13 protein-coding genes are annotated in these 14633 nt (G+C 69.5%); 9 read left to right on the top strand and 4 right to left on the bottom strand.

The genetic code is table 11. The annotated features are described in order from the left end of the window. Positions 1-127 precede the first annotated feature (127 nt). A complete protein-coding gene (locus AB0946_RS13650) occupies positions 128-1099 on the bottom strand; it encodes an alpha/beta hydrolase (protein WP_366760748.1) in 972 nt (323 codons plus the stop codon). Positions 1100-2124: 1025 nt separating this feature from the next. On the opposite strand from AB0946_RS13650, the gene AB0946_RS13645 reads away from it, so the two are divergent. The 8 genes from AB0946_RS13645 (at position 2125) to pqqE (ending at position 10763) form a co-directional block, all read left to right on the top strand. Then, positions 2125-3519 carry a LytTR family transcriptional regulator DNA-binding domain-containing protein gene (locus AB0946_RS13645; RefSeq protein WP_366760747.1) on the top strand — a complete coding sequence of 465 codons (1395 nt, stop codon included), beginning with the start codon at positions 2125-2127 and terminating at the stop codon, positions 3517-3519. 38 nt (positions 3520-3557) lie between these two features. Further along, the gene (katG, locus tag AB0946_RS13640; RefSeq protein WP_366760746.1) at positions 3558-5798 is read left to right on the top strand and encodes a catalase/peroxidase HPI; all 2241 of its coding nucleotides are present in this window, start codon (positions 3558-3560) and stop codon (positions 5796-5798) included. A gap of 275 nt (positions 5799-6073) precedes the next feature. Next, entirely contained in the window at positions 6074-6538 is a 465-nt protein-coding gene (locus AB0946_RS13635; protein WP_366760745.1) for an MSMEG_3727 family PQQ-associated protein, read from the top strand. 22 nt (positions 6539-6560) lie between these two features. Next, positions 6561-8270, top strand: a complete 1710-nt coding sequence (locus tag AB0946_RS13630; protein WP_366760744.1) for a PQQ-dependent dehydrogenase, methanol/ethanol family — start codon at positions 6561-6563, stop codon at positions 8268-8270. Positions 8271-8317: 47 nt separating this feature from the next. Continuing rightward, the gene (gene pqqA / locus AB0946_RS13625; protein ID WP_225813461.1) at positions 8318-8413 is read left to right on the top strand and encodes a pyrroloquinoline quinone precursor peptide PqqA; all 96 of its coding nucleotides are present in this window, start codon (positions 8318-8320) and stop codon (positions 8411-8413) included. Between the two features lie 181 nt (positions 8414-8594). Further along, a complete protein-coding gene (pqqC, locus tag AB0946_RS13620; protein WP_366760743.1) occupies positions 8595-9293 on the top strand; it encodes a pyrroloquinoline-quinone synthase PqqC in 699 nt (232 codons plus the stop codon). Between the two features lie 5 nt (positions 9294-9298). Further along, complete coding sequence (gene pqqD, locus AB0946_RS13615) at positions 9299-9628, top strand: pyrroloquinoline quinone biosynthesis peptide chaperone PqqD (RefSeq protein WP_366760742.1); 330 nt, start codon at positions 9299-9301, stop codon at positions 9626-9628. Then, positions 9621-10763, top strand: coding sequence for a pyrroloquinoline quinone biosynthesis protein PqqE (gene pqqE / locus AB0946_RS13610; protein ID WP_366760741.1), 1143 nt, complete (start codon positions 9621-9623; stop codon positions 10761-10763). The genes pqqD and pqqE overlap by 8 nt, the downstream gene beginning before the upstream one ends. A 68-nt stretch (positions 10764-10831) precedes the next feature. Here the strand turns inward: pqqE and AB0946_RS13605 are convergent, their stop codons facing one another. The 3 genes from AB0946_RS13605 to AB0946_RS13595 form a co-directional block, all read right to left on the bottom strand. Next, positions 10832-11341, bottom strand: a complete 510-nt coding sequence (locus tag AB0946_RS13605; RefSeq protein WP_366760740.1) for a manganese efflux pump — start codon at positions 11339-11341, stop codon at positions 10832-10834. A gap of 411 nt (positions 11342-11752) precedes the next feature. After that, positions 11753-12154 carry an STAS domain-containing protein gene (locus AB0946_RS13600; RefSeq protein ID WP_366760739.1) on the bottom strand — a complete coding sequence of 134 codons (402 nt, stop codon included), beginning with the start codon at positions 12152-12154 and terminating at the stop codon, positions 11753-11755. 399 nt (positions 12155-12553) lie between these two features. Then, a complete protein-coding gene (locus AB0946_RS13595; RefSeq protein WP_366760738.1) occupies positions 12554-13102 on the bottom strand; it encodes a GNAT family N-acetyltransferase in 549 nt (182 codons plus the stop codon). A 180-nt stretch (positions 13103-13282) separates the two neighbouring features. Here AB0946_RS13595 and AB0946_RS13590 point away from each other — a divergent pair, with 180 nt between their 5' ends. Next, on the top strand, positions 13283-14542 hold the full coding sequence (locus AB0946_RS13590; RefSeq protein WP_366760737.1) for a SpoIIE family protein phosphatase: 1260 nt from the start codon (positions 13283-13285) through the stop codon (positions 14540-14542). The last annotated feature ends 91 nt before the right edge of the window (positions 14543-14633 follow it).

The raw sequence follows: 14633 nt of genomic DNA, 5'->3' as shown, positions 1-14633 counted from the left end.
GGAGCGAGTCCGCCTGTCCGGTTGCAGCTGCAGCTGCCTGTAGGGCGCGAGCCCGGGGACGCCCTACCGGCATCGGCTCAGTGGTTGTCCTGGCGGCCGCCGGGGTGGGGCGGCCGCCGTGGGGGTGTCAGGCGGTGGTGCCGAGGGCTTCCTTGAGGCTGGCGACGGCCAGGAGGACGGCGTGCTTGGCGGCTTCGGTGTCGTGGAGGGCGTTGACCATCACGAAGTCGTGGACGATGCCGCCGAAGCGGGCGTTGGTCGCGGCGACGCCGGCCTGGCGCAGCCGGGCGGCGTAGGCTTCACCCTCGTCACGCAGGACGTCGGCCTCGGCCGTGATGATCAGCGCCGGCGGGAGGCCGGCGAGGTCCTCGAGGCTGGCGCGCAGCGGGGAGACGATGATCTGGCCGCGCTCCTCCTCGCTGAGGGTGTACTGGTCCCAGAACCACTTCATGCCCTCGCGGGAGAGAAAGTAGCCCTCGGCGAACTCCTCGTAGGAGGCGGTGTCGAAGGCGGCGTTGGTCACCGGGTAGAACAGCACCTGCTTGACGAAGCGCACGTCGCCGCGCTCCTTGGCCAGCAGGGTCAGCGCGGTGGCCATGTTGCCGCCGACGGAGTCACCGGAGACGGCGATCCTCGTGGCGTCGAGGTTCTTGTCCGCGCCGTTGCTGACCACCCACTGGGCCGCGGCGTAGCTCTGCTCGAGCGCGACGGGGTAGCCCACCTCGGGCGAGCGGTCGTACTCGGGGAAGACCACCGCGGCGTTCGCCCCGACGGCCAGGTCACGCACGAGGCGGTCGTGGGTGTGCGCGTTGCCGAAGACCCAGCCGGCGCCGTGGACGTAGAGGATGACGGGCAGGGTGGTGTCGGCCGAGCCCGCCGGACGCACGATGCGCACCTTGACGCTGCCGGTCGGGCCGCCCAGCACCTCCAGCCACTCCTCGTCGATCTCCGGCTTGAAGATCGGCGTGTCCTGCACCGTGTCGACCGTCTTGCGGCCGTCCTGCGGAGTCATCTGGTAGAGGAACGGCGGCTCCGAGGTCGCGTCCACGAACGCCTGGGCCGCAGGCTCCAGAGCGATGTGGCGAGGATTACCAGCCATGGATGGGCTCCCTGGTCGATGGAGGCTGTGAATGCACACCAGCTTGGTCTGCCATCCCAGCGCAAGCCCCTCGGATCAAGGCGGGAACTCCTCAGATCCGGACGGGATCCTCTTAGCCCTGCGTGGAGCGATGTGTCGCGGAAACCTCCGGCAGAAGTGGATGTTCTTCTGCCTCATTGATCGTTGCAGAATGGGACGAGCAAGCCGGGCGGCTGTCAGTCGTCGAGGCGTTGAAGGATCTGTGTGGACTCGCCGGTCTCGATCGGACCGGTGAGGACCTTGGTCATGTTGCTGCGCGATGCGGGGCGACGCCGTCCCGCCGGTCGCCGGCCATCCCACCCGCCGCCCCGCTCGCGGACCGGCCGGCCCACCCGCCCCCCGGCCTGCTGCCGGCCCCGCGCTGTCCGGGTGCGCGCGGCCGGCCGGCCCGCTCCGACGGCGTCGCCGCTGGGCGTCGGCTCGTGTGCTCCGTCGCCGTGTGCCTGCCTGCCCGCGCGGCGGCTGCTCGGTCCGTCGCCCCACCCGTGCACCACCCCCGCGTGTGAACCGCCGTCCCGTCCGGCCCCGTACCGGCAGGCCCCGTACCGGCGGGCCGCGGCCCCGCTGTCGTCGGCATTCAGCCCGTGCCGTGCAGGACGGCCTCCGCGAACAGCTTCTGCGGGTCCTCTTCGGGACGCTGCGCCTCGTCCGCCTCCCCACTGGCCGCGGGCGTGCCGCATCCGTTCGCCGGCGCCCGCAAGGCGGCCCGAGTGCTGCTGGGCGCGCGCCTCGCCCGCGGGTGTGCTGCCCGTGGCCGGCGATCAGCGGCATTTCGCTCACGTGGCCGGGAGAGGGGCGTGCGCAGGCCGGCAACGGTACCTAGGCTGGGGAGCGCAGGTCTGTGAACACGGCCTGGGACGAGTGACGAAGCAGGAAGACGCGCGACGCAGGGCCCGGTCCGCCGCAGCCAGGCCGCGACGGGCGGCGAGCGGCGCGGGTAGCCGCGCCGTCGAGGGTCGGGGATGGGCCAAGGGTGGTTCTGAACCATGAGCGATGTACATCAGCTCGAACGCAGCTCGGTGAACCTGGACGGCGACACCGTGCTCGCGGCGTGGGAACGGTTCGTGCAGGGCGAGGATCAGTGCCCGGATGTCCGGCCTCTGGTGGCGATCTCCTGGCATCGCTGCCGAGAGCAATACCGGGTCGATCCTCACCTCACGAAGGCTCCGGTGGCCGTCGCGGAGCCCGACCATACGCCGGAGCGCGATGTCGTACTCGCCGAGCTGGGATTCCGTGCTGCCTCCCTGGCACATGAGGTGGGCAGCCTCGGTGGCGTCGTCACTGTCACCGACGCCACCGGCCGGATCCTGGCCGAGTGGGGTGACCAAGCCACGCTCGCCAGAGCCGGCGGCCTCGATCTGGCGCCCTGGTTCTGCTGGTCCGAGTGCGCGGTCGGCACGAACGGCATGGGCACGGCGCTCGAGGCGCACGGTCCGGTGACGATCAGGGGTCCGGAGCACTGGTGCCAGGCGCTCCACGACTGGGTCGGCGCGGGCATCGCGGTGCGCGACGTGGTGACCAGAGAACCGATCGCGGTCCTGAACGTCTGCTGCTGGCGCAGCCCGCTTCCCGCTTCGGCGGAAAGCTGGCTGGCGAACGCGGCCACCATGACTCAGTGCCCCCTGAAGAGGCGCGCCCGGGACAGCGGTGCCGAGTTGGTCGCGGCCTACGCCCGGGCCAGAGCGCAGTCCAGTGCGGCACTCGTCGCGGTCGACACCGCGGGCAAGGTGGTGATCGCCGACGACATGGCAAGCGCGGTCCTGGGCGTTCCGGCATGCACCCCGGCGGTCGACCCCACGCTGCGATGGAACCCCGGGATGCCCGACTTGATCACTGCCGCTCGGTATGCCACCGGGCAGGCGATCAACAATCCTGACTGGGTCGGCTCGACACAGGTCTTCGCCCACCTCGCCGACGAACCGACGTCGATCAGCATCCGACCCGTCTTCTCATCCGGACGTCTGATCGGGAACCTGGTCTCCTTCGGTGTCACCGACGGGGCGCAGTTGCCCCAGGCGGAGCGGGTCGTGCACCTTCGGGCGCGGCCGCGCCGACTGGTCGCGATGCGGGACAACAGGATGGTGCTGCTACGGCTGCCGGAAGTCTCCTTCGCCGAATCGCACGGCAACGACGTGTGGCTCTCCACCGACCTGGGGCGACTGCGAGCCACCTCACTGAGTCTGGACAGACTCGAAGGTGATCTGGCGGGTGTCGGCTTCTTGCGGGTCCACCGCCGGTATGTGGTCAATCTCAGCCGCATCAGGGAGATGGAGCGCGGGCCCAAGGGCGAGCTGTCTTTGGTCATGGATGACCGGACGAACGCCATGGTGCCGGTTTCCCGGCGGCACGCGCCGGCCGTGCGTCGTGCGCTGGGCATCTGAGTGTTCCGGCCCGGCCTCTGTTCGGAAGGAAGAGTCCCGTGTCTGACAGTCCGGACGTCGTTGACGGCGAGACGAATGCTGGGGGCGCGGGCGGGCTCGGCCTCTCTGCCCCTGCCGGGCACCGCAGTCACGCGATGTGGGGCGCGAGCAACCGCGACTGGTGGCCGGACCGGCTCGACCTGGGGATTCTCCGGCGACAGCCCGCAACGGCCGACCCCATGGGCGAGGACTTCGACTATGCCGCGGAGTTCCGCACGCTCGACCTCGACGCCCTGGCGCGGGACCTCGACGAGGTGCTCACGACGTCGCAGGACTGGTGGCCGGCCGACTTCGGCCACTACGGACCGCTCGTGATCCGGATGGTGTGGCACAGCGCAGGTACGTACCGCATCCGCGACGGTCGTGGTGGCGCCGGCGCCGGCATGCAGCGATTCGCGCCGCTGAACAGCTGGCCGGACAATCGCAATCTCGACAAGGCGCGCCGGCTGCTCTGGCCGGTGAAGAAGAAGTACGGCCGCAAGATCTCCTGGGCCGACCTGATGATCTTCGCGGGCAACCGCGCCCTGGAGACGATGGGCCTCACGACCTTCGGCTTCGCCGGCGGCCGGGCGGACGTCTGGGCGCCCGACGAGGACGTCTACTGGGGTCCCGAGCACGCCTGGCTCGGCGACGAACGTCACGGCGGCGTCCGGGAGCTGGAGAGTCCTCTGGCCGCCGACCAGATGGGCCTCATCTACGTCAACCCGGAGGGCCCGAACACCGTCCCGGACCCGCTCACCGCGGCCCGGGACATCCGCGAGACGTTCCGGCGCATGGGGATGAACGACGAGGAGACCGTCGCGCTGATCGCGGGCGGTCACACGTTCGGCAAGACCCACGGCGCGGCCGACCCGGTCGCCTGCCTCGGCCCCGAACCCGAAGGCGCGCCCCTGGAGGAGCAGGGACTGGGCTGGAAGAGCAGCTATGGCACCGGCAAGGGCAGGGACGCCATCTCCAGCGGGCTCGAGGGTACGTGGACACCTACCCCGACGAGATGGGACAACAGCTTCTTCGAGACCCTGTTCGGCTACGAGTGGGACCTGGAGCTGAGCCCCGCCGGTCTGTGGCAGTGGATCCCGAGAGATGGCGGCGGGGCCGGCACCGTGCCGGACGCCCACGATCCGTCGACGACACACGCCCCGACGATCCTGACGACGGACCTCGCGCTCCGGTCGGACCCCGTCTACGAGTCGATCTCGCGACGATTCCTGGAGAACCCCGGCCGGCTCGCGGATGCGTTCGCCCGGGTCTGGTTCAAGCTGACGCACCTCGACATGGGCCCGATCCAGCGCTACCTCGGACCACTGGTTCCCCGGGAGACGCTGCTCTGGCAGGACCCGGTCCCGGCCGTGGACCACGTGCTCGTCGGGGATGCGGACATCGCCGCGCTCAAGGGCCGGGTCCTCGCCTCCGGGCTGTCCGTCTCCCAGCTGGTCTCGACCGCGTGGGCGTCGGCCTCGACGTTCCGCGTCAGCGACAAGCGGGGCGGGGCGAACGGCGCGCGCATCCGCCTCGAGCCGCAACGGGGCTGGGAGGTCAACGACCCCGAAACACTGGCACGAGTGCTGCGCACACTGGAGGAGATCCAGGAATCGTTCAACAGTTCCCGGACGGGGAACAAGAAGATCTCGCTGGCCGACCTCATCGTGCTCGGCGGAGCCGCCGCAGTCGAGCAGGCTGCCAGGACCGCCGGCCACGACGTCCAGGTCCCCTTCAGTCCGGGACGCACGGACGCGACGCGGGAGTGGACCGATGTGGAGTCCTTCGCCGCGCTCGAACCGACCGCGGACGGGTTCCGCAACTACCGTGGCAAGGACAACCGGCTGCCGTCGGAGCGCCTGCTGGTCGACCGTGCGAACCTGCTGGACCTGAGTGTGCCCGAGATGACCGTCCTCGTGGGTGGCCTGCGGGTGCTGGGCGCCAACCACCGGCAGTCGCCGCTGGGTGTCTTCACCTCGGCGCCCGGGTCGCTGACCAACGACTTCTTCGTGAATCTGCTCGACACGGGCACGGAATGGAGGCCGACGTCCGCGCATGCGGAAACCTTCGAGGGGCGCGACCGCGCCACCGGCGAGGTCAAGTGGACCGGTAGCCGTGTCGACCTCGTCTTCGGCTCGAACTCCGAGCTGCGTGCCGTCGCGGAGGTCTACGCGAGCGACGACGCGGGGGAGAAGTTCGTGAAGGACTTCGTCGCCGCATGGGCCAAGGTCATGAACCTCGATCGGTACGACCTCGTGTGACCGACGGGCCGCGGTGCGGCTCGGCTGGTCTCAACGGTGGCACATCGGTTACGAACGGCAGAAGGCCGCGGACGAACGGAGTGATTCGGCCTGAATCAGGACGTGCCTTGTCGGTGTGATCCGTCCGGCGTAGCGTGTTTCCTGAGTACAGGTTTCACATCCTTTCCGCTGTTATTCATTCAGCGTGGCGCGCTCTTCGAGTACCGATTACAGCCAGGCAGCACGCGACGCGAAGAAGGAAATACAGGGAATCGGATGAGGGGAGAGAAGCCCCGATGACGACGACCGCGCACGAGCGGGCCGACCTGCTGGACAAGCTCGGGTTGGCCACACAGAACAAAGCAGCGCTGGGCCAAGTGCTGGGAACCGGGAGCATCGGGCAGGCAACCGAGGAACCGGACGGCCGCATGAAGGCCACCATTCGCATCCACCCGGACGAGCTGACCTGGGATCCTTCTATTCTGGTCGTGCCCCACGGAGGCGATATCGAGTTGGAGCTCGTCAACGACGACAAGAACACGCACTGCGCACTTCTGCCGAGCAACGGCGACAGGAAGTTCATCTGGCTGGTGAACCATTCGCACGGGCATGCTCACCTCAACCTCGACGGTCCGGGCTACTACTGGTTCGGATCGCCCACGGGCAATGACGAAGGCCGGGGGCTGACCGGGTCCATAGTGGTCCTGGGAGACGCTCCGCCGGAGGCCCGCCTCGACCGTCCCGAACAGCCGCGGCCGTAGGCAGAAACAGGAGGCGGAGGAAATGACCGTCGACTACACCGACTACGTCGACGCGGGTGAGGCCGTCGACCAGGGAACCCTGAATTACAAGACCCCGGGCGGAGACGTCGCGCCGCCGGTGGTGGCCGGTGTCGACTACGAGCGCATACTCAACGCCCGCCAGGAACCCCAGAACTGGCTCACCTACTACGGCGCTTACAACGGGCAACGCTACAGCCCGCTGGACCAGATCAACACGGACACCGTCAAGCGCATGGTCCCCGCCTGGGTCTTCCAAGCCGGCACGACCGGACTGATCGCGGGCGCGTCGACCTACTCGTTCGAGGCCGCCCCCATCGTCGTCGACGGGGTCATGTTCCTCTCCGGCTGGGACGGCTGGGTCTGGGCCCTCGACGCCAAGACGGGTGTGGAGATCTGGCGGTACAAGCACGCGGTCCCCTTCGACGTGTCCCTGTGCTGCGGGAACGTCAACCGCGGGGTCGCCGTGGCCCAGGGGAAGGTCTTCTTCGTCACGGCGAACGCTCGTGTGCTCGCGCTCGACGCCACGACCGGCAAGCGGGTCTGGGACAAGACCTACGGGGACGTCCGGGCCGGGGAGAGTGCCACGCTCGCCCCTCTCGTCGTGAAGAACATGGTCATCGTCGGAAGTTCCGGTGGCGAGTTCGGCGTACGCGGCCACCTGGACGCGTTCGATCTCGAGACCGGCGAGCACCAGTGGCGCTGCTACACAGTGCCCAAGCCCGGGGAGCCCGGCTCGGAGACCTGGCCCGCCGACGGCGAGGCCTGGGCACGGGGCGGGGCGAACTGCTGGATCACCGGCACCTTCGACCCGGAGACGAACCTGCTGTACGTGGGCACCGGCAACCCGGCGCCCGACTTCGACGGGGAGGTCCGCGAGGGCGACAACCTCTTCACCGACAGCATCATCGCCGTGGACGTGGACAGCGGTCAGATCCGCTGGCACTACCAGTGCACCCCGCACGACGTGTGGGACTACGACAGCATCGGCGAGTGCATCCTGTTCGAGCAGGACGGACGCAAACTGCTCGGGCACTTCGACAAGAACGGCTACTTCTTCGTCCTGGACCGCACGGACGGCGCGAGGGTCGGGATCACTCCCTTCGTCGACCGCATCACATGGGGAGCGATCACGAGGGACGGCCAGGTGACGGCCAAGGTGTACCCGGACAAGGAGGGAGAACCGGTTCACTTCTACCCGGGCCCGGCCGGCGCCAAGGAATGGACCCATGCGTCCTACAGTCCGAAGACCGGACTCTTCTACGTCCCGGTCCAGGACACCGGTGCCACGGCCACTCGGCGGCGGCGGGAGTTCAAGGAGAGCATTCCGTACTGGGGTGCGGGCGTTCAGGTGGACATCGGGGACATGGCGGGGTCCATCAGCGCGTTCGACACCGCCGGCGAGGAGAAGTGGCGCTGGCGCAACGACCTCCCGATGTGCGCCTCGACGCTGGCCACCGGCGGTGACCTGGTGTTCGCCGGTGAGCCCTCCGGGGAGTTCAACGCACTCGACGCCCGCACCGGGGAGCTGCTGTGGCAGTTCCAGTGCGGAAGCGGCCACCACAGCAGCCCGACCACCTACATGGTCGACGGCAGGCAGTACGTGGCCGTGCCTGTCGGCTGGGGCGGATGGGCCGAGGGATTCCTCCCCGGCATGCTCGGCGCGGGGCACGGAAGCGCCCTGATCGTCTTCGCCCTTCCGGAACCGTCGTAGCGCGCGACCGGAGCCTGCCGTGATTCCGGCAGAGAGGAGGTGAATCCATGGAGTCTCAGCTCGCTGTGTGGGAGACGCCCGATTTCGACGAGGTCGCAGTCGCGGCCGAGGTGACCATGTACCTCGCTCGGTTGGAGGACTAGCGGATGTGGGGCGGCACCGGAGGTCCGGCGCCGCCCGACGGCTCGTTCGCCGGGTGCGGGGCGGACGATTCCCGTGTACATGCACCACACCGACCCGATCTTCCCGGACACCCGAACGGTGTTCCTCGGAGGAACGGCATGGAAGTGGCCGTGGACGGCCTTGAGGTCCAGGTGTAGAGCCGTGACGACGACAACCATCACGACCGGCGCCGACGGTTTCGTGGAGACGTTGCGGGCCCACTCGCGGCGATACCACGATCAGCACCCGTTCCACGTCCGGATGAACGCCGGCCGGCTGAGCCGTCGGCAGATCCGGGGCTGGGTGGCCAACCGCTTCTACTACCAGGAGAACATCCCCCGCAAGGACGCCGCGATCCTTTCCAACTGCCCCGACATGGAGGTGCGTCGCCGCTGGATCCGACGGATCGTCGAGCACGACGGCACTGCCGCGGGCGAGGGCGGCATCGAGGCCTGGCTGCGCCTCGCCGAGGCCGCCGGACTGACCCGTGAGGAGGTCCGGGACCACCGGCACCTGGTACCGGGGGTGCGGTTCGCCGTCGACGCCTACGTGAACTTCGCCCGGACCCGCCCGTGGGTGGAGGCCGTGGCATCCTCGCTCACCGAGCTGTTCGCGCCCGATCTGATGGCGGCGCGGCTCGCCGCTTTCGAGCGGTGGTATCCGTGGATCGCCCCCGAGGGCCTCGCCTACTTCCGCGCCCGCCTGGAGCAGGCCCCCCGCGACTGCGAGCACGCCCTGGAGGTGGTCACCGCGCATTGCCTCTCCGCCGAGTCCCAGGCGCGCGCCATAGACGCGCTGTCGTTCAAGTGCGATGTCCTGTGGAGCCTCATGGACGCCATCGACCAGGCCTACCCGGAGTGACCACCATGGACCCGACCCATACCGGAACGACCCACAGCAGCAGCACGACCCGGCCCGGGGCCGGGGTGTCCGGCTTGGACCGGCCCCGGTTGGCGGCGCATGTCCGGCTCAGCTTCTGCCGCACCAGGCAGCGCAAGGTTCTGCTGCACCCCGAGACGGTCGTGGTTCTGAACGGCAGCGGCGCGGCCATCCTGGAGCTGTGCGACGGGCGGCACACCGTGGCCGAGATCGTGGACGAACTGGGAACGCGCTATGAGGCCGTCCCCGAGGACGACGTCCGGCAGTTCCTGGCCCGGCTCGTCGCCCGGCGCTGGGTGGAGCTCACCGATGGATAGTCCCTTCGGGCTGCTCGCCGAGCTGACCTACCGCTGCCCGCTGGCCTGCCCCTACTGCTCCAACCCGTTGAATCTCGCCGACTACCAGGACGAGCTGACCACCGACGAGTGGCTGCGGGTGCTGACCGAAGCGGAGGACCTGGGAGTCTTGCAGTGCCATCTGTCCGGCGGGGAACCGCTGCTGCGGCGCGACCTGGTGGAACTCGTGACGCACGCCCATGCCCTGGGCCTCTACACCAACCTCATCACCAGCGCGCTCGGGTTCTCGCGTCCCAGGGCCGAGCAGTTGCGGGCCGCCGGTCTGGATCACGTACAGGTCAGCATCCAGGCTGACGAACCGACCGTGTCCGACCGGATCGCCGGGATCCCGTCCTTCCGGCGCAAGATCGAGGCGATGGGTGTGGTCAAGGAGCTGGGCTGGCCGCTCACCGTGAACGTGGTGCTGCACCGGCACAACATCGACCGCGTCGCCGACGTGCTCGCTCTGGCCGAGGAGGTGGGCGCGGACCGGGTGGAGCTGGCCAACACCCAGTACTACGGCTGGGCCTGGCGAAACCGTGCCGCGCTGCTGCCGAGCCGGGCCCAGCTCGAAGCGGCCGAGGCCGTCGTACGGGCCGCCGCCGAGCGGTTGCGGGACCATATGGACATCATCTATGTCATCCCGGACTACTACAGCCGCTATCCGAAGCCCTGCATGGGCGGTTGGGCCTCCCGGCAGCTGACCGTGACGCCGAACGGCGACGTCCTGCCCTGCCCAGCCGCCCAGTCCCTGCCGTTGCCGCGGGCCAGTGTGCGGGCGGACTCGTTGGGGCGGATCTGGGCCGAGGCCCCCGTGATGACCGCGTTCCGCGGGACCGACTGGATGCCGGAACCCTGCCGGAGCTGCCCCCGGCGGGAGGTGGACTTCGGCGGGTGCCGCTGCCAGGCGTTCCTGCTCACCGGCGACGCCGCCCGCACCGACCCGGTCTGTTACCTGTCGCCCGACCACGACCTGGTCGCCCGGGCGGTCGAGGCCGCCAACGCCGGCTCGCGGGACGACGACCTTCCGCTGGTCCCCCGCCCGCACCGACCGGGCCTGCCACCTGTCGCCCGGCAGCGACCTGGTAACCCGGGCGGTCGAGGCGCCCCATCCTGACTCACAGGTCTGTGATCTTCCGCTGCCCCTCGGCTCACAGGCGGACCTGCGAGCCGAGGAGGAGCGTGTCAGTCGCCGAACCACAAGGGCAGCGTCGCGGCGGCGATGATCAAGACGACCCCGCTCATCAGGTCCGAGCGGATCCGGATGAGACGCGCCGCGGCCCGCCCGAGCTGCAGCCCGACCAGCGACAACACTGCCGTCATACCGCCGAAGACGGCGGCCGAGAACCACGGTGAGAACCCGAGAACCCCCAGGCTCGCCCCGGCGAGCAAGTTGTCCAGGCTCAGCGTCAACGGGATGCCGAACAACGCCCACGGGTGGTCCAACTCGTCCGGCTCAGGGTTCCGGAGGGACGAGATGACGAGGTAGAGACCGTACGCACCGAGCGCGGTCGCGCCCACCACACCGGCGACGCCCCCGACGGTCTCCCCGATCCGGCGACCGACCAGTATCCCGACCAGGGGCATGATCGCGTCCCACAGCCCGAAGGTCAGCGCCACCTGCACCGCGCGCTTCAGACCGAACGGGACCGTGCCGAGCGCGATCGATACTCGGAGATTGTCGAGACTGAGCAAGAAACCCAGCCCAATTGTTTCCCAGATCATGGCGACGCGGCTGCCCGATGACGACCGGCGTCGACGAAAACGACTTTACCGGGACCAGCATTCCCCATAATCCTAAAGAATATCTCAGACGGTGCGCGAAATAAACCTGGAAAAGCCGAGGTCCGGATAATATTTCTCCATTGGTCACCCGACGGTGGGCGCTTGACGGACGGAGCTGAACTGGTCGACACCGAACTGAGCGCTCGGATACCGGCGGCGACCGACGGAATGTGTCCGGCGCCGGTGCGGCGAGCTCGGCGGCGGCGAGCCCGTTGAGCCCGGTGCACCTCGATGTCGGGTAGCGCGGTGTTGGGGAGCGTGGGCGGGTGCGGCTTCGATGACCTTGTCGTCGCGGCGGGCTGATGGGCCTGGCCCGGTGGATCAGGCGCTTTCGGTTTCGACGGCGGGCTGGTGCGCGGAACGGTAGGGGCGGGTGCCGTCGCGGAGCTGGCGGGCCTGGGTGACGGCCTCATCGAGTGTCACGGTGATGAGCAGGACGGTGTCCAGACCCAGGATGCCCAGCCGCCACCGCAGGTGCTCGTCCGGCACGGCTACGAGCAAGGCGCCCCCGGCCTCCTGCAGACGCTGCCAGAAAGCCAGCAGGACCGTGATGCCGCTGGAGTCGAGGGTGGTGACCGATGAGCTGTCCAGGACGAGGTAGCGGCAGTCGCCGGCCAGCAGGCGCTCACCCGCGGCGCGGACGTCGGCACTGGTGCAGAAATCGACGTCTTGTGGAAGTGCGGCGACCACCAGGTCGTCGCTGCGGTCGATCAGATGCAGCACAGCCTTTCCCCTTCTTCCATCTCGCACCCCGACTGTCTCGGACCACGCGGCTACCCACCAGGCTAGCCAGCGCAGTGGCTCTGTCCGGGCCGCCGTCGGTCCGGCTCCCACAGACCCTCGCACCTCCCGGCCATACCTGGAGAGCGTCTGCTCGATGCGAGGGCCGGGTGTCGGTAGTACGCCCCGGGGCCGGTGCTGCTCGACCTGCGGATCACCGGCGACACGGCCGAGGTCGCGGGCGGCGGCCGGAGACGGCGCCGCACGGGTCGTCGGCCAACTGGATCAGCCAGGCCGGGGGAGCCGACCGCATCTCGACAGCGCGCCGGGCGAAACGCACTGCGTCCGCACCCGGGAGCGGCTGCTCACCACCCGCTTGCTGCTCCCTGGCTGCCGTGTCCTTCAGCCGCCGGACCACGGCCGATCGACGCGGTAGAGGTAATGGGTCCGGTCATCGACCGGGTTGTCCGGCTCCAGGTCTCCGACGCCGACCCGGCGCAGCCCTGCTCGCTCAAGCGCCCGCCACGAAGGCCGATTGGCTGCCACCACCGGGACGAGAATGCACGGGGTGGCCGGGTGCTCGGCCCAGGTTCGCACGATCACCGAGCGGAGCATCGCCGTCCCGATGCCCTTTCCGGTCTGGCGCGGATCGCCGATCAGGTAGTCGATGGTCATCGCGCCGCCAGGCACGTGGACGATGGCCGCCAGCGCGGCCGAATAGTCGGGGTAGTCGCACAGGCGTGAACGTTGTACGAGACCGACCGGACGTCCTTCGAGGGATGCGAGGAGGTCCTCCGAGGGCTCCTCACCTCGGGCGGCGGGGCCGAAGTCGCGCGCCACCGCTTCCACGGTGGTCTCGTGGTTCCACCAACGCTTCACATGGGGCTGCTGGAGCCACCTCCGCAACAACGGGAAGTCCTGCTCCTCGATCCGACGCCACGTGATCTCCATGAGGCCCCTCCCGGAATGTCCACGACTCCTCGCAGGCTAAGTGCTGCGCGATCGTTGAGCGGGTGCGGTACGCAGGCTGAGCGGTGTGCAGCGACCACCTGACGCCATGAGCGGGCCTCGGCGGGCGCGGGAGCTGAGCACTTCGTACATTGAAGGAGGGATCGACTGGTTGGAACGCGTGTGACACCGCAGATCGACTACGTGGCGCTGTTCGCCGCCCTTCCGAGCCCGTGTCTGGCGCTCGGCACGGACCTGGTGATCATTGATGCCAACCCGGCGTTCTGCGAGGTGACCGGACGGGGCCGGCCCGAGCTGCTCGGGCAGTACTTCTTCGACGCCTTCCCGGCCAACCCCGCCGATCCGGAGGCCGACGGGGTGGCGACGCTGAAAGCTTCCCTGCACAGGGTTCTGTCCAGCGGCCAGACCGATCACATGGCGTTGCAGAAGTACGACATCCCGGTCGCCGGCAGCCCGGGCGTGTTCAAGGAGCGCTGGTGGTCCGCGATCAACGTGCCCGTCCTGGAGGCGGACGGGCAGGTCGCCTGGATCATCCACCGGGTCGAGGACATGACCGACGTCGTCCGCGCCCGCCGCGCGGCCTACCTGCCGTCGCTCAGCCCTGGCCGGGAGGCCGCCATGGAAGCCGAGCTGTACGCCCGGGCGCGGCAGTTGCAGCAGTTGAACGAGGAACTGCGGCAGGCCCACGCCCGTGAACGACGGATCGCCGTCGCCCTGCAGGAGGCCATGCTGCACGTCCCGGACCTGGCCAGGCACCCGGACGTCACGGTGCGCTACCTGCCCGCGGTGGGAGCGCTGAACGTGTGCGGCGACTGGTACGACACGGTCGACCTGCCCGGGGACCGCTTCGCCGTCGCGGTCGGTGACGTGGTCGGCCACGGGCTGATGGCCGCCGCTGTCATGGGCATGCTCCGCAGCGCGCTGAGCGCCGCCACCCGCGCCGTCCACGGCCCCGCCCAGGCCCTTGAGGTCCTCGGGCTGTACGCCCGCTCGGTCGAAGGAGCCCTGGCCGCCACCGCTGTCCAAGTCCTCGTCGACTGCCACAGCCACCTGCTCATCTACAGCAGCGCAGGCCACCCCCCGCCCGTCCTGCTGCACCGTGACGGCACCTGCGACCTGCTCGACCAGGCCACCGACCCACCGCTGGGCGCCCGCCCCGAACACGTCCCCCGCCCCCAGGCCAACGCGACGTACCGCCCCGGCGACACCCTCATCCTCTACACCGACGGCTTGATCGAACGCCGCGACGAGGACATCGACACCGGCCTGACCCGCCTGATCTCCACCCTCGCCACCTGCACCGACTTCAGCCCGGAACACCTCGCCGACGCCCTCCTCGCCCGCCTCCACCTCACCGGCGGGGCAGGCGACGACATCGCCCTGGTCGTCGTCCGCCTGAACGGCATGACCCGGCCGTGCTGACCGGGGCGCCGCCTTGAATCCTCCCCGCCGGCGGGGCGGCGACGGCGCTCTCGGGCGGGGGCCGCCCGTTTCTCGCCAGGCTCGGGCCGAC

It is taken from the genome of Streptomyces sp. NPDC046870 (assembly GCF_040704595.1).
Lineage (GTDB): Bacteria > Actinomycetota > Actinomycetes > Streptomycetales > Streptomycetaceae > Streptomyces > Streptomyces argyrophylli.
This window is presented reverse-complemented; position numbering and strand designations above follow the sequence as displayed.

Bases quoted from the DNA above. Each gene is read 5' to 3' on its own strand.
- AB0946_RS13650 (WP_366760748.1), bottom strand. From the start codon at position 1,099: ATGGCTGGTAATCCTCGCCACATCGCTCTGGAGCCTGCGGCCCAGGCG.
- AB0946_RS13645 (WP_366760747.1), top strand. From the start codon at position 2,125: ATGAGCGATGTACATCAGCTCGAACGCAGCTCGGTGAACCTGGACGGC.
- AB0946_RS13635 (WP_366760745.1), top strand. From the start codon at position 6,074: ATGACGACGACCGCGCACGAGCGGGCCGACCTGCTGGACAAGCTCGGG.
- AB0946_RS13630 (WP_366760744.1), top strand. From the start codon at position 6,561: ATGACCGTCGACTACACCGACTACGTCGACGCGGGTGAGGCCGTCGAC.
- pqqA (WP_225813461.1), top strand. From the start codon at position 8,318: ATGGAGTCTCAGCTCGCTGTGTGGGAGACGCCCGATTTCGACGAGGTC.
- pqqD (WP_366760742.1), top strand. From the start codon at position 9,299: ATGGACCCGACCCATACCGGAACGACCCACAGCAGCAGCACGACCCGG.
- pqqE (WP_366760741.1), top strand. From the start codon at position 9,621: ATGGATAGTCCCTTCGGGCTGCTCGCCGAGCTGACCTACCGCTGCCCG.
- AB0946_RS13595 (WP_366760738.1), bottom strand. From the start codon at position 13,102: ATGGAGATCACGTGGCGTCGGATCGAGGAGCAGGACTTCCCGTTGTTG.